The organism is Streptomyces sp. PR69 (assembly GCF_026420845.1).
In the GTDB taxonomy this organism is placed as follows: domain Bacteria; phylum Actinomycetota; class Actinomycetes; order Streptomycetales; family Streptomycetaceae; genus Streptomyces.
This window is the reverse complement of the sequence record NZ_JAOWCB010000039.1, coordinates 17,694-43,983: the sequence shown is the minus strand read 5'-3', so window position 1 is coordinate 43,983 and position 26,290 is coordinate 17,694. Positions and strand designations below refer to the sequence as shown.

The following is a 26,290-nucleotide window of genomic DNA, read 5'->3' as shown; positions in this document are numbered from 1 at the left end:
AGCGCCGGCCGCCAAGCCCGCCGCCGCGACCCCGGCTCCCGCGAAGGCCGCGCCCGCCCCGGCGAAGCCCGCCGCCGCGAAGGCCGTGCAGGCCGCCAAGCCGGCCAAGGCGGAGAAGCCCGCCGCCGAGGCCCCGGCCGGCCCGGAGTTCATCACCCTGCGCGGCCCCTCCGCCGCCGTCGCGAAGAACATGGACGCCTCGCTGGAGGTGCCGACCGCCACCTCGGTCCGCGCCGTCCCGGTGAAGCTCCTCTTCGACAACCGCATCGTCATCAACAACCACCTCAAGCGCGCCCGCGGCGGGAAGGTCTCCTTCACCCACCTCATCGGGTACGCGATGGTGCAGGCCATCAAGGCCATGCCGTCGATGAACTGGTCCTACGCGGAGAAGGACGGCAAGCCGACCCTGGTCAAGCCGGAGCATGTCAACTTCGGCCTCGCCATCGACCTGGTGAAGCCGAACGGCGACCGCCAGCTGGTCGTCGCCGGCATCAAGAAGGCCGAGACGCTCAACTTCTTCGAGTTCTGGCAGGCGTACGAGGACATCGTCCGCCGCGCTCGGAACAACAAGCTGACGATGGACGACTTCACGGGCGTCACCGTCTCGCTGACCAACCCCGGCGGTCTGGGCACCGTCCACTCCGTGCCGCGGCTGATGCCCGGCCAGTCCGTGATCATGGGCGTCGGCTCCATGGACTACCCGGCCGAGTTCCAGGGCACCTCCCAGGACACCCTGAACAAGCTGGGCATCTCCAAGGTCATGACGCTGACGTCGACGTACGACCACCGCGTCATCCAGGGCGCCGCCTCCGGCGAGTTCCTGCGCATCGTGGCGAACCTCCTCCTCGGCGAGGACGGCTTCTACGACGACATCTTCCAGTCGCTGCGCATCCCGTACGAGCCGGTCCGCTGGCTCAAGGACATCGACGCCTCGCACGACGACGACGTCACCAAGGCGGCGCGCGTCTTCGAGCTGATCCACTCCTACCGGGTCCGCGGCCATGTCATGGCCGACACCGACCCGCTGGAGTACCGCCAGCGCAAGCACCCCGACCTGGACATCACCGAGCACGGGCTCACCCTGTGGGACCTGGAGCGCGAGTTCGCGGTCGGCGGCTTCGCCGGCAAGTCGATGATGAAGCTGCGCGACATCCTGGGCGTGCTGCGTGAGTCTTACTGCCGCACCACCGGCATCGAATTCATGCACATCCAGGACCCCAAGCAGCGCAAGTGGCTGCAGGACCGGGTGGAGCGTCCGCACACCAAGCCGGAGCGCGAGGAGCAGCTGCGCATCCTGCGCCGGCTGAACGCCGCCGAGGCGTTCGAAACCTTCCTGCAGACCAAGTACGTCGGCCAGAAGCGGTTCTCGCTGGAGGGCGGCGAGTCCGTCATCCCGCTGCTCGACGCGGTGATCGACTCCGCGGCCGAGTCCCGTCTCGACGAGGTCGTCATCGGCATGGCCCACCGCGGCCGCCTCAACGTCCTGGCGAACATCGTCGGCAAGTCGTACGCGCAGATCTTCCGGGAGTTCGAGGGCAACCTCGACCCGAAGTCGATGCACGGCTCCGGCGATGTGAAGTACCACCTGGGCGCCGAGGGCACCTTCACCGGCCTCGACGGCGAGCAGATCAAGGTCTCCCTGGTCGCCAACCCCTCCCACCTGGAGGCCGTCGACCCGGTCCTGGAGGGCGTCGCCCGCGCCAAGCAGGACGTCATCAACAAGGGCGGCACGGACTTCACCGTCCTGCCCGTCGCCCTGCACGGCGACGCGGCCTTCGCCGGCCAGGGCGTCGTCGCCGAGACGCTGAACATGTCGCAGCTGCGCGGCTACCGCACCGGCGGCACCGTCCACATCGTGATCAACAACCAGGTCGGCTTCACCGCCGCCCCGGAGTCCTCGCGTTCGTCCATGTACGCGACCGATGTGGCCCGCATGATCGAGGCCCCGATCTTCCATGTGAACGGCGACGACCCGGAGGCCGTGGTCCGCGTGGCCCGGCTCGCCTTCGAGTTCCGCCAGGCGTTCAACAAGGATGTCGTGATCGACCTCATCTGCTACCGCCGCCGCGGTCACAACGAGGGCGACAACCCGCAGTTCACCAACCCGCAGATGTACAACCTGATCGACAAGAAGCGCTCGGTGCGCAAGCTGTACACCGAGTCGCTGATCGGTCGCGGCGACATCACGCTGGAAGAGGCGGAGCAGGCGCTCCAGGACTTCCAGGGCCAGCTGGAGAAGGTCTTCGCGGAGGTCCGCGAGGCCACCTCGCACCCGGCCCCGGCACATGTCCCGGACGCCCAGCCCGAGTTCCCGGTGCACGTCGACACCGCGGTCTCCCAGGAGGTCGTCAAGCGGATCGCCGAGTCCCAGGTGAACATCCCGGACGGCATCACCGTCCACCCGCGGCTGCTGCCGCAGCTCCAGCGCCGCGCCGCCTCCGTCGAGGACGGCACGATCGACTGGGGCATGGGCGAGACGCTGGCCATCGGCTCGCTGCTGATGGAGAACATCCCGGTGCGGCTCGCGGGCCAGGACTCCCGCCGCGGCACCTTCGGCCAGCGCCACGCCGTCCTGGTCGACCAGGAGACCGGCGAGGAGTACACCCCGCTGCTCTACCTGAACAACGAGGAACAGGCCCGCTACAACGTCTACGACTCGCTGCTCAGCGAGTACGCGGCGATGGGCTTCGAGTACGGCTACTCGCTTGCCCGCCCGAACGCGCTGGTGATGTGGGAGGCGCAGTTCGGCGACTTCGTCAACGGCGCGCAGACGGTGGTGGACGAGTTCATCTCCTCCGCCGAGCAGAAGTGGGGCCAGACCTCCGGCGTCACCCTGCTGCTGCCGCACGGCTACGAGGGCCAGGGCCCGGACCACAGCTCCGCCCGCCCGGAGCGCTTCCTCCAGCTCTGCGCGCAGAACAACATGACGGTCGCGATGCCGACCCTGCCGTCGAACTACTTCCACCTGCTGCGCTGGCAGGTCCACAACCCGCACCACAAGCCGCTCGTCGTCTTCACCCCGAAGTCGATGCTGCGTCTGAAGGCCGCGGCGTCGAAGGCGGAGGAGTTCACGGTCGGCGGCTTCCGGCCGGTCATCGGCGACGACTCCGTCGACCCCGCGGGCGTGCGCAAGGTCGTCTTCTGCGCCGGCAAGGTCTACTACGACCTGGAGGCGGAGCGTAAGAAGCGCGGCGTCACGGACACGGCGATCATCCGGCTGGAGCGGCTCTACCCGCTGCCGGGCGCGGAGCTGCAGGCCGAGATCGCCAAGTTCCCGAACGCCGAGAAGTACCTGTGGGCGCAGGAGGAGCCGGCGAACCAGGGTGCGTGGCCGTTCATCGCGCTGAACCTGATCGACCACCTGGATCTGGCGGTCGGCGCGGACATCCCGCACGGCGAGCGTCTGCGCCGGATCTCCCGGCCGCACTCCTCCTCCCCTGCGGTCGGCTCGGCGAAGCGCCACCAGCAGGAGCAGCAGCAGCTGGTCTCCGAGGTCTTCGAGGCCTGACCTGCGCGGATGCTGCGCTGATCCACCGCGTCTGAGGGCCCGGGCTGCACTGCGGTGCGGTCCGGGCCCTCTGCGTTGCCCGCCATACTTGTATGTGCATCTACGCACTTGTACGTACAAGCACGTAACCCGTTTTTGCCTACTGGAGCTGGACGTGTACTTCACCGACCGAGGCATCGAAGAGCTGGAGAAGCGGCGCGGCGAGGAGGAGATCACCTTTGAGTGGCTCGCTGAGCAGCTGCGCACGTTCGTCGATCTGAACCCGGACTTCGAGGTGCCGGTGGAGCGGCTGGCCACCTGGCTGGCGCGGCTGGACGACGAAGACGAAGAGTGACGGGAGACGGCGTGACGGCGTGACGGCGTAACCCGGGTGACGGCAGAGACGGTGGAGCGCACCACCCGCCTTGACACCCGGCAACCGCGATATATCGTGTTACCAGGAGACGCGATATGTTGCGTTGCTACGGCTGCCGAGGAGGCCCCGTCATGCCCCACTCGACCTGGGAAGTCGCCGAGCCTGCCAAGCTTGTCTTCGACGATCCCGTGACCGCCCTCAACGTCCGCATCGTCAACGGCACGGTCAATGTCGTCGGCACGGACAAGGGCCCCGCCCGGCTCGAGGTCTCGGCGCTGGACGGCCCGCCGCTGATCGTGACCCAGCAGGGCTCCACCCTCACGGTCGCCTATGAGGACCTCCCCTGGAAGGGCCTCCTCAAATGGCTGGACCCCAAGGGCTGGCGGCGCGAGGCGGTCGTCTCCCTCACCGTGCCGGCGGACGCCGCCGTCGAGGTCGGCGTCATCGGGGCCGGGGCCGTCGTCTCCGGCATCCGCGGCGACGCCACTGTGCGCGGCGTCAGCGGCGACACCACGCTGGTCGGCCTGACCGGCGCCGTCCGCGCCGAGTCCGTCTCCGGCAGCCTGGAGGCCCAGTCGCTGGCGGGCGATCTGCGCTTTGAGTCCGTGTCCGGCGACCTCACGGTGATCGAGGGCCTGGGCCGGTCCGTGCGGGCGGAGTCCGTCAGCGGCGACATGGTGCTGGACCTCGCCCCGGCCGCCGGCGCCGCACCGCCCGACATCCGGCTCACCACCGTCTCAGGCGAGGTGGCGATCCGGCTGCCCCAGCCCGCGGACGCACAGGTCGGCATCAACACCACGGGCGGCGCCGTCTCCAACGCCTTCGACGACCTCCGGGTCAGCGGCCAGTGGGGCGCGAAGAAGATCACCGGCACGCTGGGCGCGGGCACCGGCTCCCTCAAGGTGACGACCGTCTCCGGCTCCATCGCCCTGCTGCGCCGCCCGCCGGCCGACCCCGGCAGCGAACCGTCCGACGCCGCTGCCGGGAAGGTGCTCTGACATGCCCCCCGTCTTCGCCCACGGCCGGCTCCGCCTGTATCTGCTCAAGCTGCTGGACGAGGCGCCGCGCCACGGCTACGAGGTCATCCGGCTGCTGGAGGAGCGCTTCCAGGGCCTGTACGCGCCCAGCGCGGGCACCGTCTACCCGCGGCTGGCCAAGCTGGAGGCCGAGGGCCTGGTCACCCATGCCACGGAAGGCGGCCGCAAGGTCTACTCGATCACGGACGCGGGCCGCGAGGAGCTCGCCGGGCGCACCGGCGAACTCGACGACCTGGAGCGGGAGATCCGCGAGTCGGTCTCCGAGCTGGCCGCCGAGATCCGCGACGACGTCCGCGGCGCGGCGGGCAAGCTGCGCAGCGAGATGCGGGCCGCGGCGACCGAGACCCGGCAGACGCCGAAGGACGCGACGGGCGAGCAGTCGTGGCAGGCCGCCAAGGAGGAGCTGCGCCGCGCCAAGCAGGAGTGGAAGGAGCAGACGCGCCGGGCGAAGGACGAGTCGCGCCGGGCGCGGGAGGCGCAGGAGACGGCGCGTCAGGAGATGCAGCGCATCGCACGCCAGGTGCAGGAGCAGGTGCAGGACCACTTCGCGCGGGGCGACTGGCCGACCGGCGTACGGGAAGGGCTCAGCGAACTCAGCGCGCAGCTGGGCGGCCTGGCGAAGAGCGCGGCCTGGCCGCCGTACGTCCGGCCGGAGCCGGCGGAGGAGACGGTCCCGGAGTGGGCGAAGGACACCCGGGACTCGGGTGATCCGGCGCGGGACCTGGACCGGCTGCTCGACCGCTTCCGCGACGACATCCGCGATGCGGCGCGGGACCACGGGGTGACGGCGGCGCAGCTGACCGAGGCGCGCCGCCATCTCTCGACGGCCGCGGCCCACATCTCGGCGCTCCTCAGAGCCCCCAAGCCGTAGGCCCCTGGGGCTCCGCCCGCACCCCGCACCCCGCGCCTCAGAGGCCGGCGAGGCCGGATGTGCAAGTCCTTGCGCCTCGGACGCCGCGGGGCCGGGATGCCCAGGCCCCCGCGTCTCGAACTCCCCCAGCTACCTCCCCCAGACTCCTCCCCCAGCTACCGCTGGGAGGTGCCCCCAGGGGCACCCCCACGGAGGCGCCCCCAGGCGGGGCTGGATTCGGCTGCGCCGGAACAGCCCGTCTGAAAGGCGCATCCCGGAAGGAGTCTGGGGGAGTTTGCGGACGGGGGGGTCCGGGGGCGGAGCCCCGGTTTCGGGAAGGGCCCGGCGGGGGCGGCCCGTCACGAGCCGCGTGGACCGGACCCGAACATCGCACGCTGCGCGGACTCATACGTCGCCCCGTGGTCCGCGAGGACCTCCGCCACCACCCCCGGCATGGCCGTCAACGCCAGCAGCAGGTGCTCGCCGCCGATATGGCGGTCGCCGCGGGCCACAGCGATGCGAAGAGACTTCTCCAGGGCGTCTTTCGCGGCAGGGGTGAAGCCGCGGCGTCCTGACGTCCACCGCCGTCTCGGCCTGCCGCCAGACCGCAGCGCTCCCTCCCCGTGCACGGCCTCGACCTTGGAGACGACCTCGGTCACATCGATGCCGAGTCCGGCCAGCGCGTCCGCGTCCGCGCGGGAGAGCCCGCCGCGGCGTCGGGCCGCCGCGAGGGCCGCCTCCACCGAGGCGCGCCGGTCGGCGACGCCGAGCGCCGCGAAGGCGAAGGCCGCACGCGTGCCCTCCTGGTCCAGCATGGCCAGCAGCAGATGCTCCTCGGTGACGGAGTCCGCCCCGGTCCGCTCCGCCAGGGCCACGGAGCAGGTCACCACATCGCGCGCGTCCTTGCTGAAGCGTTCAAACATCACTGCCTCCCGTACTTCTTGTGGACGGCCTGCCGGCTGACGCCCAGCTCCCCCGCGATCTCCTGCCAGGACCAGCCCTGATTGCGCGCGCTGCGCACCTGCACCGCTTCGAGCTGCTCCAGCAGCCGGCGCAGCGCGGCGACGGCACGCAGCCCCACCCGTGGATCGCGGTCGCCCGCACGCTGGGCGAGATCGGTTGCCTCACTCATACCTGTCAACCTACATTGACAGGCCGAAGACCGTCAACCCTGGTTGACATCGCCACGGGTGACCATGACCTCGACCTCGGCCCCCGGCGCCGCGAGCACCCACACCGTGCACGCCCTCCCCGGCGCCGCGGCCTCAGTCGGCGTCCAGGCGCGGCCCGTCACCGCGATCCGCCATCCGGCCGGAGCCGGGGGCAGTGAGAGCTCGCTGACGCCGGCCCCGCGGCCCGTCGCCCGGTATCGCAGCCGGTACGTCCCGCCCCCGGGGTCGTACGCGTCGACGGCGACCCGCCCCGCGACCGCCGCCGCGTACGGGGCCGCCGTCTGCTCCTTGTTGGCACGGAAGCGGCCCTCGGCGTCGACCGCGCAGTAGCCGCCGCCGTAGCACCACACATAGCCCGCCCAGCCGGAGCTGTAGCGGCTCAGCGAGGCGAGCGCGTCACGGTAGAAGCGGGACATATTGGGCAGCGCGTTGTTCAGCGGCCCCCACTCCCCCACCACCACCGGGATGCGCTGCCGCGCGGGGTAGACCGTGACGGCTGCCTCGTACGCCTCGATCCAGCCCGCGTCCGGGTCGTAGTCCGCCCCCGCCTCCATGGCGGTGTTGTAGAAGTGGGGCGCGTAGACGACCTTCGGATCCTCGATCCGGCCCAGGCCCGTCGGCACACCCTCGCCGACGATCGGCGTCGGCTCGACGAAGAGCCAGCTGTCGCGGTCGACCGAGCGGACCGCGTCCGCGAGGCGGTTGTACATCGGCGTGAGCTGCTCGCGCTCGATCCGGCGGGCCGCGGTCGCCAGGTCCTCGCCGTCCCGCAGCTCCCCCATCGGCTCGTTGATCAGGTCATAGCCGAGGACGGCCGGATGGCCGCCGAAGCGGGCCGCCAGAACGCGCCACATCCGCGCCTGGGCGCGCCGGAGGTCCGGGTCCTCGTAGAGATGGGTGAAGGCCCGCTGCACGGCGGGCTCGAAGTACTCGGAGAACCAGTCGTCGGGGTGCGGGGTGAAGGGCAGGCCGTCGGTCCTGGCAGCCCACTCGGGGATGCCGCGGCGCCCGAAGGCCGGTCCGAAGACGTCCTGGTGGGCGTCCAGCACCACCTGGATGCCGTGCCGGTGCGCCCAGTTCAGGATGCGTTCGATCCGGCGCAGATACTCCTGGCTGTACCGGCCGCGCCGCGGCTCCAGATCGTCCCAGAAGACCAGCAGCCGGGCGGCGTTGAACCCCTTCGCCCGCATATCGCGGAAGTGCTTCTCGGTGACGGCCGTCAGGGCCGACTCGCCCCGGCCGGTCTTGTCCTCGACGTTCCAGCCACGCAGGGTGATCACCCGGCCGCGGTCGTCGGTCAGCGGCGGGATGCCGTCCGGGCGGTCCGCGGCGCGTGCGGCGGGGGCGGGGCCGCGGGCGGCGGGGGCCGCGGCGGCCGGCGTCAGCCCCGGCACGGCCAGACAGGAGCAGAGTGCCAGGGCCGTCACCAGCAGACGGAGAATCCGGCTCATACGCGGGTTCACCCGCACCAGTCGCATGAGCCGGATCCCATCAGCAGAACTGACGGCCCATCAAGAGGTCGTCAGCACGATCTTTCCGAACAGCTCGCCGCTCTCCATCTTCTCGAAGCCTTCCCGCGCCCGGTCCAGCGGCAGCACCTCGTCGATCACCGGCCGCACCCCCGTGGCCGCGCAGAAGGAGAGCAGGTCCTCCAGTTCGTCCTTGGTCCCCATGGTGGAGCCGACGACCTTGAGCTCCAGGAAGAAGATCCGGGTCAGCTCGGCATGCGCGGGGCGGTCGCCGCTGGTCGCGCCGGAGATCACCAGGGTGCCGCCGGGGCGCAGCGACTTGACCGAGTGGGACCAGGTCGCCGCGCCCACGGTCTCAATGACGGCGTCCACCCGCCGCGGCAGCCGGGCCCCCGGCTCGTACGCCTCCTCCGCGCCCAGCTCGACGGCGCGCCGCCGCTTGGTCTCGTCGCGGCTGGTGGCGTACACCCGCAGCCCGGCGGCCTTGCCGAGGACGATCGCGGCGGTGGCGACGCCGCCGCCCGCGCCCTGGACGAGCACCGAATCCCCCGGGCGCACCCCGGCGTTGGTGAAGAGCATGCGGTACGCGGTGAGCCAGGCGGTCGGCAGACAGGCGGCCTCCTCGAACGACAGCTCCTTCGGCTTGGGCAGGATGTTCCAGGCGGGGACGGAGACCTGCTCGGCGAAGGTGCCCTGGTAGCGCTCGGTGAGGATGGAACGGGGCTCGTCGGGGCCGACGCCGTGCCCCGTCTGGCCGATGACGGAGTGCAGCACCACCTCGTTGCCGTCCTCGTCGACGCCCGCGGCGTCACAGCCGAGGATCATCGGCAGCTTGTCGTCGCCGAGGCCGACGCCCCGCAGCGACCACAGGTCGTGGTGGTTGAGGGAGGCGGCCTTGACGGTGACCGTCCGCCATCCGGGGCGGGCTTCAGGCGCGGGGCGTTCGCCCAGTTCAAGTCCCTTGAGCGGGTTCTCACGGTCGATGCGGGCAGCGTAGGCAGCGAACATGCGCCTGAGAGTAGGCCGGGCCGGTGCGCGGCGGTACCGCGCACCGGTGTGATGTGCGTCCTGGCGTGACCGTCCCGTCAGTCCCGGCGGTACTGGGCCGGGGAGTTCTTCGTCGCGGGGTCCTCGTACGAGCCCGCCCTGCCCCGGTCCACATGGAACGTGGTCAGCGTGGACACCGGCGAGGCGGGGTCGCGGCGGTCGGCGATGACCCGCATATGGGCGCTGAACCGTTCCGGCGTGACGGTGTAGACGTCATAGCCGTAGCGGTTGCCCTCGAAGTACTGCAGATGGGGGTTGGCCGCGCCCATGACCGGGCCGTTGGTCTTGTTCCAGTCCGCGGAGTACGCGCCGGAGGTCACCGAGTGCGCGGTGAACTCCGTGCCCACGACCGGCGACGACGTGTCGTCGAAGTCCGGCCGGAGGTCGTCCACGAACGCGGAGTGCCAGTCGCCGGTGACCACGACCAGATCCTCAAGACCGGAGCTGTGCACATGTCCGAGGACCTCCTTCCGCTCGGCGAGGAAGCCGTCCCACTGGTCGGTGAACATGTACCAGCCGCCGGGGCTGCGGCGGAGCTGGCTGAGCATGATCGAGTTGGCCCAGACATGCCAGGCGTCGGGGGCGTCGGAGATGCCCCGCTTCAGCCACGACTTCTGCTCGGCGCCCAGAATCGTGCCGTCCGGCAGGTTCTGCGCCGAGCGGTACGAGCGCAGGTCCAGCACGGTCAGCTCCAGCAGATCGCCCCAGCGGCGCACCCGGTGGATCTCCGGGTCGGGCAGCGCCGTGCCGCCGGTGACGCCGCTGTCCCGGTGCGGCATGTTCTCGTACCACGCCTGGTACGCGGCCGCCCGGCGCCGCATGAAGGGCGCGCCGCCCGCGCCGCCGCTGTAGTCGTTGACCACCTCGTGGTCGTCCCAGGTCAGAAACCACGGGTGCGCGGCGTGCGCCTCACGCAGGGAGCGGTCGCCCTTGTAGAGCGCATGGCGGCGGCGGTAGTCGGCGAGCGTGAAGGTCCCCGGGCCCTCGTGGTCCCGCACATGGTCCTCGGGGACCCCGCCGACCTGGCCGTGCTCATAGATGTAGTCGCCGAGGTGGACGACGAAGTCGACGTTTTCGCGGGCGATGCCGCGGTGGGCGGCGTAGTAGCCGTCGTGGAACGCCTGGCAGTTGGCCGCGGCGAAACGGACCTCCGAGACCCGGCCGGCGGGCGCGGTCCTCGTCCGGCCGACACGGCTGACAGCGCCGAGCGCCTTGAACGCGTACCAGTAGCAGACGCCCGCGGACAGCCCTCCCACGGGCACATGCACGCTGTGGCCCAGCGTGGCGGAGGCGGGAACGGTCCCGCGGGCCACCACCTGGCGCAGCGAACGGTCCCTGGCCACCACCCACTCCACCTCGACGATCTCCGGCAGATCCTGCTCCGGCGCGAGGGGCTCGGGGGCGAGCCGCGTCCACAGCAGCACGCTGTCCGGCTGCGGGTCGCCCGAGGCGACGCCGAGGGTGAACGGCCCGGGGTCGTAGTCCGCGCCGAGCGCCTCGGCGGCCTCACGCGCCTGCGCGGGCGTGAGCCCCGCACTCAGCGGCCAGGCGAGATTGAGCGCGCCCGCCGCGGCGGCCGTCTTGAGCAGATCACGTCGGTTGAGCTTCACTTGCGTCCCCTCGCAGTGGCCGTGGCGGCGTTGAGCGTGAGCGATATCCCGTCCGCGTAGCCGTCGTTGGACGTGCCTCCGGCACGGGTGAAGACCAGCAGCACACGGGCGCTGCGTGCACCCGGGGGCACGGTCGCGGACGCCGTGCGCTCCACAAGCGCGGTACGGGACAGCCGCTCGGCGGCCGTGACCGGGCCGAGGACCGACAGCGCCACCGGGGCGCCCTGCGCGTCCCGGAACTCCACGGACAGCCGGACGCCGTCCTCCTGGCCCGCGTAGCCGCCGAGCCACCCGGCGACCGTGTACCGCACGGCGCCCCTGTCGACCGCCCGCCGGCCCGTCGTACCCCGCTCGGGCAGTGCGACGTCCTGCAGCAGCGCCGTGCGGGGACTGTTCCCCCCGGAGAAGAACCGGCTCCCGCGGTCGGCGGGTCCGGGGTCGGCGGCGGTCGGATAGCCGCCGCCGTAGCTGTACGAGATGAGCGCAGGAGCCCCCTGCACGATCCGCCAGCCCGTCACATCCTGCACGGGCTCGGCGGTGCCGCCGGGCCCGCTTTCGGCGTCGCCGTTGACCACGAGATTCACACACGCCTCCAGGTTCGAAATGGCGTGCGCATACCAGCAGCTGACGGTGAACCTCGGAAGACGTCGGAGGAAAGCCCACGGGGCGGACTCCCCGGTAACCCCCGGGGCACCGGACGCCCCTGGGCACCGCCCCACTCCGCGCAGGCACCCGGGGCCCGGGCAGGCGCCTCTCCCACCCACCTCCCCCTTCGCCCTGGGGGCGTGGGGGGACCCGCACGGTTCCAGCACCCCACCGCGCTCGGGAAGGCGGGAAGGAGCGCGGCACCCCAGCCAAGCGCGGGCGGGCGGAAAGGTCCGACGCCCTGTCAGACGCGGGAGCTGGGCGAGGTCCCCGCACCGTGCAGGGAGCCGCCATGCGGGTAACGGGACCCGCATGGCGCGGAGGGGCCGACCGGGGTGACTGGGCACCTGTCTGGCTTGGCGGGGCCCGACTTCGGGGGACCGAGACCCCTCAGGTGCGGAGGAGCCGACTGCGGGGAGCCGCGCCCGTCAGGAGCGGAGGGGCGGGACGCCGGGGGCCGTGCCCGTCTGCGGCGGAGGGGCGGGACGCCGGGGAGCCGCGCCTGTCTGCGGCGGAGGGGCCGTGCAGGGTCGCCCCCGCAGAGGACCGGCGGCAAGACCGGGGTGGCCCTGAACAGGACCGGTCACGCCGCCGGCCTTGAGGAGGTGAGCCCGGAGGGGCCCCGACCACCCGAGGCACGACAAGACCCCGCACCCCAAGAAACCCGAAAGCGCGCCCGCGCCTCACAGGACGGAACAAGCACAGGAACGGCGCGCAGCGCCGCCAGGGGGTGCAAGGGGGCGAAGCCCCCGCACACCCAAAAGGGCGGGAGGGCGGGAAAAGAACCCGCACCCCCCGCGCAAGGCGTCACGGCGTCACCGCCGCGCCACCCCCTCCTCCCTCGCCGCCGCCGCCACCGCCGCCGTCACCGCGGGCGCCACGCGCTCGTCGAACGGCGACGGGATGACGTACTCCGGCGCGAGCGCGTCGCCCACGACATCCGCCAGCGCGTTCGCCGCCGCGATCTTCATGCCCTCCGTGATCCGGGACGCCCGCACCTGGAGCGCCCCCGCGAAGATCCCGGGGAAGGCCAGCACGTTGTTGATCTGGTTCGGGTAGTCGCTGCGGCCGGTCGCGACCACGGCCGCGTGCCGGTGGGCGACGTCCGGGTGCACCTCGGGGTTCGGGTTGGCCATGGCGAACACGAATGCGTCCGGGGCCATCGAGGCCACCGCCTCCTCCGGCACCGTGCCGCCGGAGACGCCGATGAAGACGTCCGCACCGGCCAGCGCCTTCTCCAGCGATCCGGTGAGCCCCGCCCGGTTGGTGATCTCCGCCAGCTCGCGCTTGACCGGCGTGAGGTCTTCGCGGTCCCGGCTGACGACGCCCTTGCGGTCGGCCACGGCGACATCGCCGATGCCCGCCTCCAGGAGGAACTTCGCGATGGCCACGCCCGCCGCGCCCGCGCCTGAGATGACGGCGCGCAGCTCGCCGAGCTCGCGCCCGGTCAGCTTCGCCGCGTTGCGCAGCGCGGCCAGGGTGACGATCGCCGTGCCGTGCTGGTCGTCGTGGAAGACGGGAATGTCCAGCCGCTCCTGGAGCCTGCGCTCGATCTCGAAGCAGCGGGGCGCCGAGATGTCCTCAAGGTTCACTCCTCCGAAGGACGGCGCGAGGCGGACGACGGTCTCGACGAGCTCGTCGACATCGGTCGTGGCGAGCGCGATCGGCACCGCGTCGACGCCGCCGAACTGCTTGAAGAGGATCGCTTTGCCCTCCATGACCGGAAGCGACGCCTCCGGGCCGATGTCCCCCAGTCCGAGCACCGCGGTCCCATCCGTCACAACCGCGACGACCTGGGACTTCCAGGTGTAGTCGTGGACGAGCTCGGGCTGCTCCGCGATCGCCGTGCACACCTTGGCGACACCGGGCGTGTATGCGAGGGACAGGTCGTCCTTGTCGCGGACGGGCACCGTGGCCTGGACGGCCATCTTCCCGCCGCGGTGCAGCGCGAAGGCCGGATCGAAGGGCTCGCCGGGAGCTTCCGCGGCGTCTGTGCCGCTGCCCCCGGCGGAGCGCTCACGGTCGCGTTCCGTGTCACTGTCGCTGCGAGGATTGACGATCTCCGCTGCCATGTTTCGTTGACCCCTTAAGTCTTCATCAGTTGAGGGTGGCCACTCCTGGTTGAGGAGGGGTGGGCGGGCACCGCGTCCGGTCCCCGCTCGGCGGTTGGCCCGCCTCGCGGAGGAGGTTCGTACGCGCGGGCGCGCCGCACAACGCGCCCTGAGCCCCGGATGAGGGGTGTAAACGTCCTTCTTACCGGACCGGCCATGGGCCCGACGAGTCCATTTGTGATCGATCACAAGCCGCGTGACGCGCCTCATAGGACCTCACGGACGGAAATCCCAGATATCCCGGAAATACGGACAAGCCCGCTTTGCGCAGTGAATAACGCCGACAACGCACGACGGACAGGAGATCTTCCGGTGGGAAGAAGGTAATCCCGCGAAAGGTCCGGCCTTGATGTACCGGCCTGTGGGGGTTCGGGGGTGACCCGTTATCCGATTTTGACATGCGAAGCCCCCTGCTTGGGCTAGTCCGAATGGCAAGATGCCCAAAACACACAAGGTCGCGACACTCGAAGATGAGTACACGGACGAGTGCACGCGCCCGTGCCGCAACGGCCACCGCACGGCAACCGCACGGCCACGGACGACGCACCCGGACGCGACGACCCCCCACGTAAACCCCCGAGTGGACCAGCGACTGGCAACTCCCTCATCACGCCGCCGGAGGCACCGACTATGACCGCAAGCACCACCCGCCGCGCCTTCGCCGCAAGGACTCGCAGCACCTCCCGCCTTGCCGCGATCAGCGCCGTAGCGGTCGCTGGAACCCTGCTTCTGACCTCCTGCGGGGATCAGACCGACAAGGGCAGCGAGAGCGGCGGCACCGGCAAGGAGACGCCCGCCGCCTCCGCCGCCCCGCTGTTCGACCAGCTCCCGGCGAAGTACCAGGAGTCCAAGGTCATCAAGGTCGGCTCGGACATCGCGTACGCGCCGATGGAGTTCATGGACGAGAGCAACCAGCCGGCCGGCGTCGACATCGACCTCGGCAAGGAGCTGGGCAAGGTCCTGGGCGTCGAGTTCAAGTTTGAGAACGCCACGTTCGACCAGCTCGTCCTGGGTATGAACAACGGCCGCCACGACATCGTGATGTCCTCCATGACGGACACCAAGGAGCGCCAGCAGGGCGCGAGCGAGGACGCCAAGGGCGGCGCCGACTTCGTGAACTACTTCAAGGCCGGCTCCGCGATCCTGACCCACAAGGGCAACCCGAAGAACATCAGCACGCTCGACGACCTGTGCGGTCTGACCGTGGCCGCCCAGCGCGGCACGGCCAACGAGGACCTGCTCAAGGCCCAGCAGCAGAAGTGCGGTGACGAGAAGATCAAGGAGTTCATCTCCGACCAGGACACCGACTCCATCACCCAGCTGCAGACCAAGCGCGCCGACGCCGTGATCACCGACTTCCCGGTGGCCCTCTACAACGAGCTGGAGGCCGGCGGCGGCAACCTCTTCCAGGTCGTGGGCGAGCAGATCGACGCCGCACCGTACGGCATCGCGGTCAGCAAGCAGAACCCGGAGCTGCGCGACGCCCTCAAGGCCGCCGTCCAGAAGATCATCGACGACGGCGCTTACGGCGAGGTGCTGAAGAAGTGGAAGGCCGAGTCCGGCGCCATCGAGACGGCCACGGTCAACGCGGGCAAGTGAGCGGAACACCGCTCGCCGCTCCTCCACTCCGCACGGCATAACGTAAGGCAACCGAAGTGACCGACCCTCTCGACAAGGTCCCCACCCCGGACCCCCAGGGCTCAGACCCGAAGGACGGCGGCAGCGGCGGCGGCCACGGCGCAGCCGTGGCCGCCGCCCGCCCCGAGGCGATCAAGGCCATCCCCGTCCGCCACTACGGGCGCTGGATCGGCAGCGTCGTCGTGCTGGCGCTCCTCGGACTGCTGGTGAAGGCGTTCGCCGACGCCCAGATCCAGTGGAGCGTCGTCGGCGACAAGCTCCTCGACGGCACCTTCGCCTGGGGCGCCTGGGAGACGCTCAAGATCACCGTGCTGTCGATGACGATCGGCGTCGTCCTCGGCGCGATCCTGGCCGTGATGCGGCTGTCGCCGAACCCGGTGCTGTCGTCCGTCGCCTGGGCGTACATCTGGTTCTTCCGCGGCACCCCGGTGCTGGTGCAGATCTTCCTGTGGTTCAACCTCTCGCTCGTCTTCGCGACGCTCGATCTCGGGCCGATCTACAAGAACGAGATGAACGACGTCATGACGCCGTTCGTGGCCGCGCTGCTGGCGCTCGGCCTGAACGAGGCCGCGTACATGGCGGAGATCACCCGGGCCGGCATCCAGTCGGTCGACACCGGCCAGACCGAGGCGGCCCACGCCCTGGGCATGAAGGGCTCCCAGACGATGCGCCGCATCGTGCTGCCGCAGGCGATGCGGGTGATCATCCCGCCGACCGGCAACGAGTTCATCAATATGCTGAAGACCTCGTCGCTGGCGTTCGCCATCGGCTACGGGGAGCTGTTCCTGCGCGGCCGGCAGCTCGGCTCCCGGACGCTCGCCGTCATGGAGTCCCTGATCATCGTCTCCATCTGGTACCTGGCGCTGACCACGGTGTTCAGCATCGGCCAGTACTACCTGGAGCGTTACTACGCCCGCGGCAGCAACCGCACGCTGCCGCCGACACCTCTGCAGCGACTCAAGGCCCAGCTCACCTCGTTCCGGGTTCCGAGCCAGGTGGGAGGCAAGACCGTATGAAGTCCACCGATGTGAAGACCCCCGACTCCGGCCGGCCGATGGTCAAGGCGGAGGGCGTCCACAAGTCCTTCGGCCATATCGAGGTGCTCAAGGGCATCGACCTGGAGGTGGCGCCGCGCGAGGTGTTCTGCCTCGTGGGGCCGTCCGGCTCCGGCAAGTCGACGTTCCTGCGCTGCATCAACCACCTGGAGCAGATCAACGCCGGTCGGCTGTACGTCGACGGCGAGCTGGTCGGCTACCGGCAGAAGGGCGACAAGCTCTACGAGCTGCGGGACCGGGAGGTCGCGCTGAAGCGCCGGGACATCGGCATGGTCTTCCAGCGCTTCAACCTCTTCCCGCATATGACGGCGCTGGAGAACGTCATGGAGGCGCCCGTCCAGGTCAAGCGGGAGTCCAAGGCCGCCGCCCGGGAGCGGGCCGTGCGGCTGCTGGACCGCGTCGGCCTGTCGGACCGGGCCGGGAACTACCCGGCCCAGCTCTCCGGCGGCCAGCAGCAGCGCGTCGCCATCGCCCGTGCGCTGGCGATGGAGCCAAAGCTGATGCTCTTCGACGAGCCGACGTCGGCGCTCGACCCCGAGCTGGTGGGCGAGGTGCTCGATGTGATGCGCGGTCTCGCCGAGGACGGCATGACGATGATCGTCGTCACGCACGAGATGGGCTTCGCCCGTGAGGTCGGCGACTCGCTGGTGTTCATGGACGGCGGTGTGGTGGTCGAGTCGGGCCACCCGCGCGATGTGCTGACGAATCCGCAGCAGGACCGTACGAAGGCGTTCCTTTCGAAGGTTCTCTGACGGTTATATGAAGGCGCCGGGGCGGACGGGGACTGCTGTTCCCCGTCCGCCCTCTGCCGTCTCGGCGCCGTCCGCCCGCCTCCCCGACCGTCTCTCCGCCCGCGAGTCACCTGACCGCGAGTTACCTGACCGCGAGCATCAGCGTGTCACTGGGCGAGGCCCATACGGCCCGCGCCTCCGCGAAGCCCGCCGCGCGCAGCGCCTCGGCGTGCCACTGCGGCGAGGGGGTGTCGCCGTCGGCGTGCTCGCCGTAGATCGCGAAGCGCTCCGCGGTGGGTCCGGCGAGCTGCGGGTCCCGGGCGGCGAGCTGCCACCACTCGCTCCAGCCGAGGGCTCCCGCCGCCTTGGCGCGGTCCATCCGGGCATGCCGCTGGGCACGCTCGGCGGCGTTGATGCGGGGTGTGGCGGGGTCGATCATATGGTCGGCGTTCATCAGGACGCCGCCCTCCCGCACCAGGCCCGCGAGCTGTCCGTACAGCGCGGCGAGCGGTTCGCTGCGCAGCCAGTGCAGGGCGGTCGCGGTGAGCACGGCGTCGTACGAGTCATGGGGCAGCCGCTTCACCCATTCGGGGTCTTTGAGGTCGGCCGTGACGAGCGTGACGCGGTCATCGCCGGCGAAGTGGCCGCGGGCGATGGCCAGCAGCGCGGGGTCGAGGTCGACGCCGGTGCTGACCGCTTTGGGGAACCGCTTGAGCAGCCGGTCCGTAATACTTCCCGTGCCGCACGCGAGGTCCAGCACCCGGGGTTCGGGACCCACCATGGCCTCGACCATGTCGAGCATGACGCGGAACCGCTCCTCGCGGTCGGGCATGTACCACTCCTGCTGGCGGTCCCAGCTGTGCTGCCAGGCCTGCCAGTCGGCGTCCTGGCCGGTGACTGTCTCGGACATGGGATTCCTCCGGATCGCATCGCGGTGCGTAATACCCTCGAAACAGAGCCATCTATTACCTCGACATTAGACCGCCGCCGTAAGGACTACAAGTGGAACTGGCCTATTACTCGGACTTCGCAGTGCGTCTGGTCAACACCGAGGAACCGGCGCGCAACAAGGACAGCCTGACGTCGGTCGAGGCCGTCCGGGCGCTCTTCGGCGCGTCGTCCCAGACGGCGCGGCGCGCCACGGACGCGGATGTGTCCCGGTTCCGGTCGGTGCGCGGCAGACTGCGCGCGGTCTTCACGGCCGCGGACTCCGGCGACCAGGCTCAGGCCGTGGACCTGCTGAACTCCCTGCTGATGGAGTTCCCGGTGAGCCCGCAGATCTCCGGCCATGACTATCTGGACGACGAGGGCCACCCGCGCTGGCATATGCACCTGGCGGAGCATCCCTCCAACGCCACCGCCGGCTATGCCGCCATCGCGGCGATGGGGCTGGCCTTCCATCTGACGGAGTACGGGGTCGACCGGCTCGGCCTGTGCCAGGCGCCGCCGTGCCGCAACGCCTACCTCGACACCTCCACCAACCGCTCCCGCCGCTACTGCTCGGACCGCTGCGCGACCCGCGCCAACGTGGCCGCCTACCGCGCCCGCAAACGCCTGGAGGCGGAGCGGTCACAGAAGACCGGCCGCACCGCCGAGAAGCCCCAGGAGAGCAGCGCCCGCACCGAACGCTGACCGGCCGGCCGCGGCCGGTACCGCCCGCGCACCCGCCCGAGCACCAGCTCCTCGGGCACGCTGCCGAAAAGCCTGCTGTCACCCTCGGCACCCGGATTGTCCCCGAGCACCCACCACCCGTCCGGGCGCAGTTCGACCAGCCGCTTGACGATCAGCAGATCCTGCTGGAGCGGATGGCGCAGCACCGCGACATCGCCGGGCCGCACCACCGCGCCGTAGTGCACCAGGAGCTGATCGCCGTGGTACAGCGTGGGCACCATGGAAGGCCCCGTCACCTCGGCGACCCCGAACGGCGCTTTCGGCTCCCGCCCCTGCTCAGTCATCAGCTGCCTCCGAGTCCCTCGACTCCCCCGGTACGTCCTTCCCCGTCCGCCCCCGCGGGCGTGGGGGATTCCCCAACCAGTCCCATACTGACCCCGGACTTTCGTCCTAAGCCCTAGGGGGCACTCGCGAAATCCCTTCTCTCACGGAGTAATGTCCCACCTGAGAAGACGATCACGAGGAAGGACAGCTCAATGCTCTCCCGCCTGTTCGCGCCCAAGGTCAAGGTCAGCGCCCACTGCGACCTTCCCTGCGGCGTCTACGACCCGGCCCAGGCCCGCATCGAGGCCGAATCGGTCAAGGCCATCCAGGAGAAGATGGCGGCCAACCAGGACCCGCACTTCCAGGCCCGCGCCACGGACATCAAGGAGCAGCGCGCCGAGCTCGCCAAGCACCATGTCTCGGTGCTCTGGAGCGACTACTTCAAGCCGCCGCACTTCGAGAAGTACCCGGAGCTGCACCAGCTGGTGAACGACGCGCTGAAGTCCCTGTCCGCGGCGAAGGCGTCCACGGACCCGGCGACGGGCCAGAAGGCGCTGGACTACATCGCCCAGATCGACAAGATCTTCTGGGAGACCAAGAAGGCCTGACCGAGGCGCGTCCTGCAGACCGCGGGGGCCTGATCCACAACAGGGATCAGGCCCCCGATTCGTTGGGACCGGCAACTGGCGAGCGCCGTTCCGGTCGCGGGAGCTGACCGGCGTCGACACTCCGTCGTACGAGACCTTCAGCTGAGCCCCAGCGCGTCATCCGCTGACTCGGGCTGCTCCCGCACCCGGTTCCGCGTGCGCCTGTGCGGCGTGCGGAGCCGGGTGCGGCCGTTTTCCGGCAGGAGTGCGTTCAGCGGGATCGGCGGGCTATGCCGATGACGACCGTGGCGTACAGCTCCTCCGATTCGGCGATGCGCGGGACCAGTCCGCCGTCCTCGACCGCCCGGGCCGTGGACGGGGCCTGGTCCTCGCTTGTCTCGATGAGCAGTGCGCCGCCGGGGGCAAGCCAGTCGGGCGCCGCCGTCGCCACGCGGCGCTGGACGTCGAGGCCGTCCGCGCCACCGTCCAGGGCGAGCAGGGGTTCATGGTCCCGTGCCTCCGGGGGCAGCAGGCCGATGTGGTGTGTGGGCACATAGGGGGCGTTGGCGATCAGTACGTCGACGCGGCCGCGCAGGTCGGCGGGGAGGGGGGCGTAGAGATCGCCCTCGTGGACCCGGGCGCCCGCGGCGGCGAGGTTGCGGCGTGCGCAGCGCACCGCGGCCGGTTCGACGTCGGACGCGTGCACCTCGGCGCCGGGCACGGCGGCAGCGACGGCCGCGGCCACCGCGCCCGTGCCGCAGCACAGGTCGACCACGACGGATCCGGGGCGGGCCAGCGCGGCCGCCTCGCGGGCGAGGAACTCGGTGCGGCGGCGCGGTACGAAGACGCCGGGTTCCACCGCGATCCGCAGCCCGCAGAACTCCGCCCAGCCCAGGACGTGTTCGAGCGGCACGCCGCCGGCCCGGCGCGCCACGAGTGCGGCGAGTTCCGTCCGGGTGCGGGCGGCGGAGAGCATCAGACGGGCCTCGTCCTCGGCGAAGACGCAGCCTGCGGCGCGGAGGGTGTCGACGACAAATCCGGCGACGGGGGAGGAAAGAGGGGAAGGAAGGGACATCGGAGCCTTTCGGATCGCCTGAGGCGCTCTTCCGGTCTCCCGGTCTCCCAGACTCCTGGTCACCTGTCTCCGGCGGACCCCGTATGGGCATCGTGAAAGGAGAGCGCCCGTCCTGCCACTGCGGTAATGGGTCTCACCTCCAAGGTCGTGTCCGGCCGTGGGCAGCAGGCCCACGCGCGGGACGGCCACCCTACCCCACGCACCGATCATGCCGCGGGCGCGCCGAGCAGCGGACTTCCGTGCCGTACCAGCCATGACCGGTACGCCGCCGAACGCAGCGCCGCATCGCGGTAGGCCGCGACGAGGTCCTCGTACACCGCCGCGTACAGTTCCTCGCACCCGCGGCGGCGGGTGAACAGCAGCAGCCGGACGGCGAGGGGGTCGCCGCGCAGCGGACGGATCGCCATGTCGTCGCGTGGTCCGGAGGTGGGCTGGCAGGGTGCGACGGCCTCGCCGACGACGATCAGCGAGGCGGCGGTGTGGTAGTCCCCGTGCAGCACCTGGGGGGTGATCCCGGCGGCGGCGAGCACGCGGTTCAGCCCGTCCCACTCGCCGTCCACGGTCGGGTCGACCATCCAGCGGTCGCCCGCGAGGTCGGCGAGGTCGACGACGGGTGCGGCGGCCGCCGGGTGGTCGAGGGCCATGGAGACGAACTGCGGTTCGCGGTCGAGGAGGACCCGTGCGGCCAGCCCGTCCGGCCGCCGCAGCGGGCAGCCCTCCACCTCGTGCACAAAGGCGACGTCAAGCTGGCCCGCGGCTGTCATCCGCAGCAGGGCGTTGGCGGAGACGTCCATCTGGAGCGAGATGTCGGTGGCGGGCAGCCGCTTGCGCAGCCGACGCAGCCAGCCGGGCAGCGCACGGCTCGCGGTCGAGCCGATGCGCAGCCGGGGGCCGCCGGTGCGGGCGGCCGCGGCCCTGGCCTCGGCGACGAGGGCGTTCATCTCGGCCACCAGCGGGCGGCCCCGGATCAGTACGGAACGGCCCAGCGGGGTGGGCCGGCAGCCGCTGCGCTCACGGCTGAACAACTCGCCGCCGAGGAAGTTCTCGATGCGGCGCAGCTGTGTCGTCAGGGACGGCTGGCTCACGCCCAGCCGTCGGGCGGCTTTGTGCAGGCTGCCGGTGTCAGCGATGGCGCACAGGGCGCGGAGGTGCCTCACCTCGAGCTCCATGAGCCGAGGGTAGGGGGACCCCAACAGCCACACCAGACACCTGAGTCGGTGCAGAGCGGGGCGCACCGAGGCATCCGGCGGGGGCTGATGCCCTGGTGTTATCAGCCGTTGACATCATTCCGGCGACATGACATGTCCCCGACACTCTGACTGCCGAACCGTTCACCGAACCCGTTCATCGGACGAGCAGGAGCCCCCTATGCGCCACCTCAGATCGTTACTCGTCGCCGCCGCCGGCCTCGCTCTTTCCGCCTCGCTCGGCGCTACGCCCGCGGCCGCCGCACCGCAGCCCGCCGCCCCGTCGCCCGCCGCACCGCCCTCGTATGCCGCCTACGAAGGCTCCGCCGAGGACGCCGCCGCGACGAAGGCGTTTTTCGAAGCCGTCGTGAAGTCGGTGGCCGAGAAGCGCGCCGCGAACCCCGGCGCGCAGGCCGTGACCGTCGTCTACAACGCCTCGCGCGCACCCAGCTTCCGCAGCCAGATAGCCCAGAGCACACAGATCTGGAACGGCTCCGTCAGCAATGTGACGCTGCGCGAGACCTCGGGCCGCGGGGACTTCGCGTACTACGAGGGCAATGACCCGCGGGGCTCGTACGCGAGCACGGACGGCCACGGGCACGGGTACATCTTCCTGGACTACCGGCAGAACCAGATCTACAACTCGACCCGCGTCACCTCGCACGAGACCGGGCATGTGCTGGGTCTGCCGGACCACTACTCGGGCCCGTGCAGCGAGCTGATGTCAGGCGGCGGCCCTGGACCGTCCTGCCAGAACGCCTACCCGGACGCACGTGAGCGTGCCCGGGTGAACGCGCTGTGGGCCAACGGCCTGGCGGCCGCCCTGGAGCGTGTCTCCTGAGAAGGCCCGACAAAGCCTGAGAAAAGCGGAGAAAGGCGGAGAAGCCTGAGCGAGGGGCGTGCCGCCGTCGTCCTCGGCGGGACGCCCCTCGCCGTTCGCCGCGGCTCCGGCTCACGCGGCCGGAAGGACCGTCAGGCCTCCACCGGGGCCAGGCTGCTGCCCAGCTCCGTGCCCGGCGGGAGCTGGCGGCGGATGACCGACAGCGCATCGTCGAAGTCGCCGCCCACGACGCCGGATTCATAGGCCGCGCCGCCGAGATGGAGGGTGAGGCTGAGATCCGTGCGGTCCCTGGAGCCGTCCCCGCGCACCTCGCCCAGCGTCAGCAGACAGCTCAGCGTGGCGTGCTGCACGGACCCGTCGGGCGTGTGCACCGGGAGGGGCATATCCCACTCCAGCACACAGGGCGGCAGCGGGGCTCCGCCGGCCGCCGGCCCTATCGCGGCAAACGACCCGCCCGTGTACTCGGATCCCCTGATCAGTGTGCGCAGTTGACCCGCGCGGGCCGTGATGGTCACAGCCTCGGCACCCCGTCGGTCGCGGTACCAGCCCGCCCAGACTTCAGTCGACTCCAATGGCATGCGCGGACTGTAGCGAAGATCCTTCGCGAATCCAGCAATGCGTCTCAGCACTTGTGGGCATACCGGGTGAGATGCACCCGCGTCGAGGGAGCACGCGGCTTTCTCAGGTCTCTCTCGTCGGCTCTCTCATCGGCTGCGCCGGGTGACGTACTCCGCCAGGGCCAGCAGATCGCCCGCGGCCTTGAGATCGGGGACCGCCTGGGACAGCTCCTGTACGGCGCGGGCCATCCGGTCCGCGGCGTGCAGCTGCGCCCAGTCCCGGCCGCCCGCGCGGTCGACCGCCTCGGCCGCCCTGCGCACAGCTGAGGGGGTGTTCATCGCTCCGCGGTACAGCTCGGCCAGCTCCGTCCCCGCAGGGGTGCCGGAGGCGAGCGCCGCCACCACCGGCAGCGACTTCTTGTGCGCCGCGAGATCCGCGCCCACGGGCTTGCCCGTGCGGTCCGGGTCGCCCCAGATCCCGATCAGATCGTCGATCAGCTGGAAGGCGAGCCCGGCCTCCCGGCCGAAGGCGTCCATGGCGGAGGCCTCTTCTTCGCCCGCGCCGGCGTACAGCGCGCCCAGCGCGCAGGCGCAGCCCAGCAGCGCCCCGGTCTTGGCCGTCGCCATGGCCAGGCACTCGTCCAGGGAGACCTCGTGCGGCGCCCGCTCCTCGAAGGCGCAGTCCGCCTGCTGTCCGGCGCACAGCTCGATCACACAGGCGGCGAGCCGCGCCGTGGCCGCGCCGGAGGCGGGGTGCCGGTCCTCGGCGAGCAGCCGCAGCGAGAGTGCCAGCATGGCGTCGCCGGCCACGATGGCGTCGGCCGTGCCGAACACGGTCCAGGCGGTGGGACGGTGACGGCGGGTCGCGTCCTCGTCTATGACGTCGTCGTGGAGCAGGGTGAAGTTATGCGCCAGCTCCACGGCCGCGGCGGCCCGCACCGCCTGCTCGGCATCCCCGCCGAACGCCCGTGCCGCGGCCAGCACCAGCGCGGGCCTGATCGCTTTTCCGGCCGAGCCCGCGGCCGGTCTGCCGTCGGCGTGCTCCCAGCCGAAGTGGTACATCGCCACCCGCCGTATGGAGCCGGGCAGCGTCTCGACGGAGGCACGCAACCGGGGGTTGACGACGCTCTTGGTGCGCTCCAGCAACGCGACGGCCTCGCGGGCCTCGACGGATTCCGCCATGGTCAACTCGATGGTCCTTTCCGTGGGACGCGGACGCGGCTGTGCGGACGCCGGCCGCCCCCTCGTGGACGCGCGCGGACCGCGGGGCCGCGAGGCCGCAGGGACCGGCTCGGCTCGGCTCGGCCGGGCGTGCGCCGAAGCGCGTACGCCCGGCCGAGCCCGGTCCATCAGCGCCAGCGGCCGATCTCGACGTTCTCCAGCACACCGAGAGCGTCCGGGACCAGCACCGCCGCCGAGTAGTACGCCGTCACCAGATAGGAGATGATCGCCTGCTCGTCGATGCCCATGAAGCGCACCGACAGACTCGGCTCGATCTCATCCGGGATGCCGCTCTGCTGCAGTCCGACCACACCCTGCTCCGACTCGCCCGTACGCATGCAGATGATGGACGTGGTGCGGTTCTCACTGATCGGGATCTTGTTGCACGGGAAGATCGGCACACCGCGCCAGGCGGGCACCTGGTGACCCGCGACGTCCACGGTGCCGGGGACGAGGCCGCGCTTGTTGCACTCGCGGCCGAAGGCGGCGATGGCCTTGGGGTGGGCGAGGAAGAGCTTGGAGTTCCGCCGCCGGGAGAGCAGTTCGTCCATGTCGTCGGGGCTGGGCACGCCGTCGTGCGGCTGGAGCCGGTGTGCGTAGTCGCAGTTGTTCAGCAGGCCGAACTCGGGGTGGTTGACGAGCTCGTTCTCCTGGCGCTCGCGCAGCGCCTCGACCGTCAGCCGCAACTGCTGCTCGGTCTGGTTCATCGGCTCGTTGTAGAGATCGGCGACGCGGGTGTGGACCTTCAGCACGGTCTGGGCGACGCTCAGTTCGTACTCGCGGGGGGATGCCTGGTAGTCGACATACGTATGCGGCACGACGGCCTCGCCGACATGGCCGGCGGCCAGATCGATCGCCGCCTCGCCGTACTTGTTGGTGCGCTGGTGCGGAATGGCGGCGACCCTGGCCAGATGCGCCCGCAGACCGTCCGCCCGCTCGGCGAGGTTGAGCACATCCGCCCTGGTGAGGGTGAGAACGGTGCACGCGGTGGCCGCGCGGGCGGTGAATGCCCAGGTGGCGTCGCCGTCCAACAGCGCCTGCTCGCCGAAGTACGCGCCGTCGGCGAGGACGCCCAGATCCGCCTCGTCCCCGTACGGCCCGACGCCGACCTTCTCCACCCTGCCGTGCGCGAGCAGGAAGACCCGGTCCGTCGCCGTCCCCCGCTCGGCCAGCACCTCGCCGGCGGCGAACTCGCGCTGCTCGCAGCGCTGCGCCAGCTCCCGGAGCGCGTCGTCGTCGGCGAAGCCGCGCAGCGCCGGGAGCTCGCCGAGCTCCGCGGGGATGACGGCGACCTGGCCTGCGGTCTGCACAAAGGTGACGCGGCCGTCGCCCACTGCATAGCTGAGGCGGCGGTTCACCCGGTAGGTGCCGCCCTTGACCTGCACCCACGGCAGCATGCGCAGCAGCCACCGTGAGGTGATCTCCTGCATCTGCGGGGCCGATTTGGTGGTGGTCGCGAGGTTCCGCGCGGCGGCTGTGCCAAGACTCTGCTGCTCGCGCGGCTGGCGGACCTCTTCGCCGACCGAACCGACCGAATCAACCGACATAGGACTCCCTCTCGATCAACAAGTTCAGACCTGCCAAGGGAGCCTGTCATCACAGTGAGTCGTCGCACCATTACACAAACGGATGGGACTACATTTCCCTCACCCGGGAAGC

Annotated in this window: 24 protein-coding genes; 10 read left to right on the top strand and 14 right to left on the bottom strand. The window is 70.8% G+C overall.

What is annotated here, in order from left to right; all coding sequences use genetic code 11:
• The 4 genes from OF819_RS25875 to OF819_RS25860 all read left to right on the top strand — a co-directional run.
• Positions 1-3,508, top strand: a 3,508-nt coding sequence (locus tag OF819_RS25875) for a multifunctional oxoglutarate decarboxylase/oxoglutarate dehydrogenase thiamine pyrophosphate-binding subunit/dihydrolipoyllysine-residue succinyltransferase subunit (RefSeq protein WP_267246049.1), incomplete at its 5' end; no start/stop codon positions are given.
• A 154-nt stretch (positions 3,509-3,662) separates the two neighbouring features.
• Positions 3,663-3,842: a DUF6104 family protein gene (locus tag OF819_RS25870; protein WP_152776632.1), complete on the top strand. Its 180-nt coding sequence runs from the start codon at positions 3,663-3,665 to the stop codon at positions 3,840-3,842.
• Positions 3,843-3,994: 152 nt separating this feature from the next.
• A complete protein-coding gene (locus OF819_RS25865; RefSeq protein WP_267246048.1) occupies positions 3,995-4,861 on the top strand; it encodes a DUF4097 family beta strand repeat-containing protein in 867 nt (288 codons plus the stop codon).
• Position 4,862: 1 nt separating this feature from the next.
• Positions 4,863-5,771, top strand: a complete 909-nt coding sequence (locus OF819_RS25860) for a PadR family transcriptional regulator (RefSeq protein WP_267246047.1) — start codon at positions 4,863-4,865, stop codon at positions 5,769-5,771.
• A 338-nt stretch (positions 5,772-6,109) separates the two neighbouring features.
• On the opposite strand, the gene OF819_RS25855 is transcribed toward OF819_RS25860, so the two are convergent.
• From OF819_RS25855 to OF819_RS25825, 7 genes are all read right to left on the bottom strand, one after another.
• The gene (locus tag OF819_RS25855; RefSeq protein WP_267246046.1) at positions 6,110-6,673 is read right to left on the bottom strand and encodes a Clp protease N-terminal domain-containing protein; all 564 of its coding nucleotides are present in this window, start codon (positions 6,671-6,673) and stop codon (positions 6,110-6,112) included.
• The gene (locus OF819_RS25850) at positions 6,673-6,882 is read right to left on the bottom strand and encodes a helix-turn-helix domain-containing protein (RefSeq protein ID WP_240134920.1); all 210 of its coding nucleotides are present in this window, start codon (positions 6,880-6,882) and stop codon (positions 6,673-6,675) included. Before OF819_RS25850 ends, OF819_RS25855 begins: the two co-directional genes overlap by 1 nt.
• Positions 6,883-6,915: 33 nt before the next feature.
• Complete coding sequence (locus tag OF819_RS25845) at positions 6,916-8,373, bottom strand: glycoside hydrolase family 5 protein (RefSeq protein ID WP_267246045.1); 1,458 nt, start codon at positions 8,371-8,373, stop codon at positions 6,916-6,918.
• Between the two features lie 60 nt (positions 8,374-8,433).
• Positions 8,434-9,399, bottom strand: a complete 966-nt coding sequence (locus tag OF819_RS25840) for a zinc-binding dehydrogenase (protein WP_267246044.1) — start codon at positions 9,397-9,399, stop codon at positions 8,434-8,436.
• A 77-nt stretch (positions 9,400-9,476) separates the two neighbouring features.
• The gene (locus OF819_RS25835; RefSeq protein ID WP_267246043.1) at positions 9,477-11,048 is read right to left on the bottom strand and encodes an alkaline phosphatase D family protein; all 1,572 of its coding nucleotides are present in this window, start codon (positions 11,046-11,048) and stop codon (positions 9,477-9,479) included.
• Positions 11,045-11,632, bottom strand: coding sequence for a phosphoesterase (locus OF819_RS25830; protein WP_267246042.1), 588 nt, complete (start codon positions 11,630-11,632; stop codon positions 11,045-11,047). The genes OF819_RS25835 and OF819_RS25830 overlap by 4 nt, the downstream gene beginning before the upstream one ends.
• Positions 11,633-12,508: 876 nt before the next feature.
• The gene (locus OF819_RS25825; protein ID WP_267246041.1) at positions 12,509-13,765 is read right to left on the bottom strand and encodes an NAD(P)-dependent malic enzyme; all 1,257 of its coding nucleotides are present in this window, start codon (positions 13,763-13,765) and stop codon (positions 12,509-12,511) included.
• A 669-nt stretch (positions 13,766-14,434) separates the two neighbouring features.
• Between OF819_RS25825 and OF819_RS25820 the strand changes: the two genes are divergently transcribed.
• From OF819_RS25820 to OF819_RS25810, 3 genes are read left to right on the top strand one after another with little or no spacing between them, the layout of a single operon-like run.
• A complete protein-coding gene (locus OF819_RS25820) occupies positions 14,435-15,403 on the top strand; it encodes an ABC transporter substrate-binding protein (protein WP_267246040.1) in 969 nt (322 codons plus the stop codon).
• A gap of 56 nt (positions 15,404-15,459) precedes the next feature.
• Positions 15,460-16,458, top strand: a complete 999-nt coding sequence (locus tag OF819_RS25815; RefSeq protein ID WP_416370625.1) for an amino acid ABC transporter permease — start codon at positions 15,460-15,462, stop codon at positions 16,456-16,458.
• Positions 16,455-17,249 carry an amino acid ABC transporter ATP-binding protein gene (locus OF819_RS25810; protein WP_323748966.1) on the top strand — a complete coding sequence of 265 codons (795 nt, stop codon included), beginning with the start codon at positions 16,455-16,457 and terminating at the stop codon, positions 17,247-17,249. The genes OF819_RS25815 and OF819_RS25810 overlap by 4 nt, the downstream gene beginning before the upstream one ends.
• 121 nt (positions 17,250-17,370) lie before the next feature.
• On the opposite strand, the gene OF819_RS25805 is transcribed toward OF819_RS25810, so the two are convergent.
• Positions 17,371-18,138: a class I SAM-dependent methyltransferase gene (locus OF819_RS25805; RefSeq protein WP_267246039.1), complete on the bottom strand. Its 768-nt coding sequence runs from the start codon at positions 18,136-18,138 to the stop codon at positions 17,371-17,373.
• 92 nt (positions 18,139-18,230) lie between these two features.
• Here OF819_RS25805 and OF819_RS25800 point away from each other — a divergent pair, with 92 nt between their 5' ends.
• Complete coding sequence (locus tag OF819_RS25800; RefSeq protein WP_267246038.1) at positions 18,231-18,860, top strand: CGNR zinc finger domain-containing protein; 630 nt, start codon at positions 18,231-18,233, stop codon at positions 18,858-18,860.
• On the opposite strand, the gene sodX is transcribed toward OF819_RS25800, so the two are convergent.
• The gene (sodX, locus tag OF819_RS25795) at positions 18,764-19,183 is read right to left on the bottom strand and encodes a nickel-type superoxide dismutase maturation protease (protein WP_267246037.1); all 420 of its coding nucleotides are present in this window, start codon (positions 19,181-19,183) and stop codon (positions 18,764-18,766) included. The genes OF819_RS25800 and sodX overlap by 97 nt on opposite strands.
• 192 nt (positions 19,184-19,375) lie before the next feature.
• On the opposite strand from sodX, the gene sodN reads away from it, so the two are divergent.
• Positions 19,376-19,771 carry a superoxide dismutase, Ni gene (gene sodN, locus OF819_RS25790; RefSeq protein WP_267246036.1) on the top strand — a complete coding sequence of 132 codons (396 nt, stop codon included), beginning with the start codon at positions 19,376-19,378 and terminating at the stop codon, positions 19,769-19,771.
• A 250-nt stretch (positions 19,772-20,021) separates the two neighbouring features.
• Here sodN and OF819_RS25785 read toward each other — a convergent pair whose 3' ends face one another.
• Both OF819_RS25785 and OF819_RS25780 read right to left on the bottom strand, forming a co-directional pair.
• Positions 20,022-20,825: a putative protein N(5)-glutamine methyltransferase gene (locus OF819_RS25785; protein ID WP_267246035.1), complete on the bottom strand. Its 804-nt coding sequence runs from the start codon at positions 20,823-20,825 to the stop codon at positions 20,022-20,024.
• Positions 20,826-21,031: 206 nt separating this feature from the next.
• Positions 21,032-21,994 carry a LysR family transcriptional regulator gene (locus OF819_RS25780; protein WP_267246034.1) on the bottom strand — a complete coding sequence of 321 codons (963 nt, stop codon included), beginning with the start codon at positions 21,992-21,994 and terminating at the stop codon, positions 21,032-21,034.
• Positions 21,995-22,193: 199 nt separating this feature from the next.
• Between OF819_RS25780 and snpA the strand changes: the two genes are divergently transcribed.
• Positions 22,194-22,853, top strand: a complete 660-nt coding sequence (snpA, locus tag OF819_RS25775; protein ID WP_267246033.1) for a snapalysin — start codon at positions 22,194-22,196, stop codon at positions 22,851-22,853.
• Positions 22,854-22,984: 131 nt separating this feature from the next.
• Here the strand turns inward: snpA and OF819_RS25770 are convergent, their stop codons facing one another.
• The 3 genes from OF819_RS25770 to OF819_RS25760 all read right to left on the bottom strand — a co-directional run bounded on the left by OF819_RS25770 (position 22,985) and on the right by OF819_RS25760 (position 26,178).
• Complete coding sequence (locus OF819_RS25770; protein ID WP_267246032.1) at positions 22,985-23,431, bottom strand: DUF6304 family protein; 447 nt, start codon at positions 23,429-23,431, stop codon at positions 22,985-22,987.
• Positions 23,432-23,557: 126 nt separating this feature from the next.
• Positions 23,558-24,592 (bottom strand): family 2 encapsulin nanocompartment cargo protein polyprenyl transferase, encoded by a 1,035-nt coding sequence (locus OF819_RS25765; RefSeq protein ID WP_267246031.1) that lies wholly within the window; start codon positions 24,590-24,592, stop codon positions 23,558-23,560.
• A gap of 167 nt (positions 24,593-24,759) precedes the next feature.
• The gene (locus tag OF819_RS25760) at positions 24,760-26,178 is read right to left on the bottom strand and encodes a family 2B encapsulin nanocompartment shell protein (protein WP_267246030.1); all 1,419 of its coding nucleotides are present in this window, start codon (positions 26,176-26,178) and stop codon (positions 24,760-24,762) included.
• Between the last annotated feature and the right edge of the window lie 112 nt (positions 26,179-26,290).

What these genes read in the sequence shown, in the direction of transcription:
- OF819_RS25865 (WP_267246048.1), top strand. Translation starts at nt 3,995, where the DNA reads ATGCCCCACTCGACCTGGGAAGTCGCCGAGCCTGCCAAGCTTGTCTTC.
- OF819_RS25860 (WP_267246047.1), top strand. Translation starts at nt 4,863, where the DNA reads ATGCCCCCCGTCTTCGCCCACGGCCGGCTCCGCCTGTATCTGCTCAAG.
- OF819_RS25855 (WP_267246046.1), bottom strand. Translation starts at nt 6,673, where the DNA reads ATGTTTGAACGCTTCAGCAAGGACGCGCGCGATGTGGTGACCTGCTCC.
- OF819_RS25850 (WP_240134920.1), bottom strand. Translation starts at nt 6,882, where the DNA reads ATGAGTGAGGCAACCGATCTCGCCCAGCGTGCGGGCGACCGCGATCCA.
- OF819_RS25845 (WP_267246045.1), bottom strand. Translation starts at nt 8,373, where the DNA reads ATGAGCCGGATTCTCCGTCTGCTGGTGACGGCCCTGGCACTCTGCTCC.
- OF819_RS25840 (WP_267246044.1), bottom strand. Translation starts at nt 9,399, where the DNA reads ATGTTCGCTGCCTACGCTGCCCGCATCGACCGTGAGAACCCGCTCAAG.
- OF819_RS25825 (WP_267246041.1), bottom strand. Translation starts at nt 13,765, where the DNA reads ATGGCAGCGGAGATCGTCAATCCTCGCAGCGACAGTGACACGGAACGC.
- OF819_RS25820 (WP_267246040.1), top strand. Translation starts at nt 14,435, where the DNA reads ATGACCGCAAGCACCACCCGCCGCGCCTTCGCCGCAAGGACTCGCAGC.
- OF819_RS25810 (WP_323748966.1), top strand. Translation starts at nt 16,455, where the DNA reads ATGAAGTCCACCGATGTGAAGACCCCCGACTCCGGCCGGCCGATGGTC.
- OF819_RS25805 (WP_267246039.1), bottom strand. Translation starts at nt 18,138, where the DNA reads ATGTCCGAGACAGTCACCGGCCAGGACGCCGACTGGCAGGCCTGGCAG.
- sodX (WP_267246037.1), bottom strand. Translation starts at nt 19,183, where the DNA reads ATGACTGAGCAGGGGCGGGAGCCGAAAGCGCCGTTCGGGGTCGCCGAG.
- sodN (WP_267246036.1), top strand. Translation starts at nt 19,376, where the DNA reads ATGCTCTCCCGCCTGTTCGCGCCCAAGGTCAAGGTCAGCGCCCACTGC.
- OF819_RS25785 (WP_267246035.1), bottom strand. Translation starts at nt 20,825, where the DNA reads ATGTCCCTTCCTTCCCCTCTTTCCTCCCCCGTCGCCGGATTTGTCGTC.
- OF819_RS25780 (WP_267246034.1), bottom strand. Translation starts at nt 21,994, where the DNA reads ATGGAGCTCGAGGTGAGGCACCTCCGCGCCCTGTGCGCCATCGCTGAC.
- snpA (WP_267246033.1), top strand. Translation starts at nt 22,194, where the DNA reads ATGCGCCACCTCAGATCGTTACTCGTCGCCGCCGCCGGCCTCGCTCTT.
- OF819_RS25770 (WP_267246032.1), bottom strand. Translation starts at nt 23,431, where the DNA reads ATGCCATTGGAGTCGACTGAAGTCTGGGCGGGCTGGTACCGCGACCGA.
- OF819_RS25765 (WP_267246031.1), bottom strand. Translation starts at nt 24,592, where the DNA reads ATGGCGGAATCCGTCGAGGCCCGCGAGGCCGTCGCGTTGCTGGAGCGC.
- OF819_RS25760 (WP_267246030.1), bottom strand. Translation starts at nt 26,178, where the DNA reads ATGTCGGTTGATTCGGTCGGTTCGGTCGGCGAAGAGGTCCGCCAGCCG.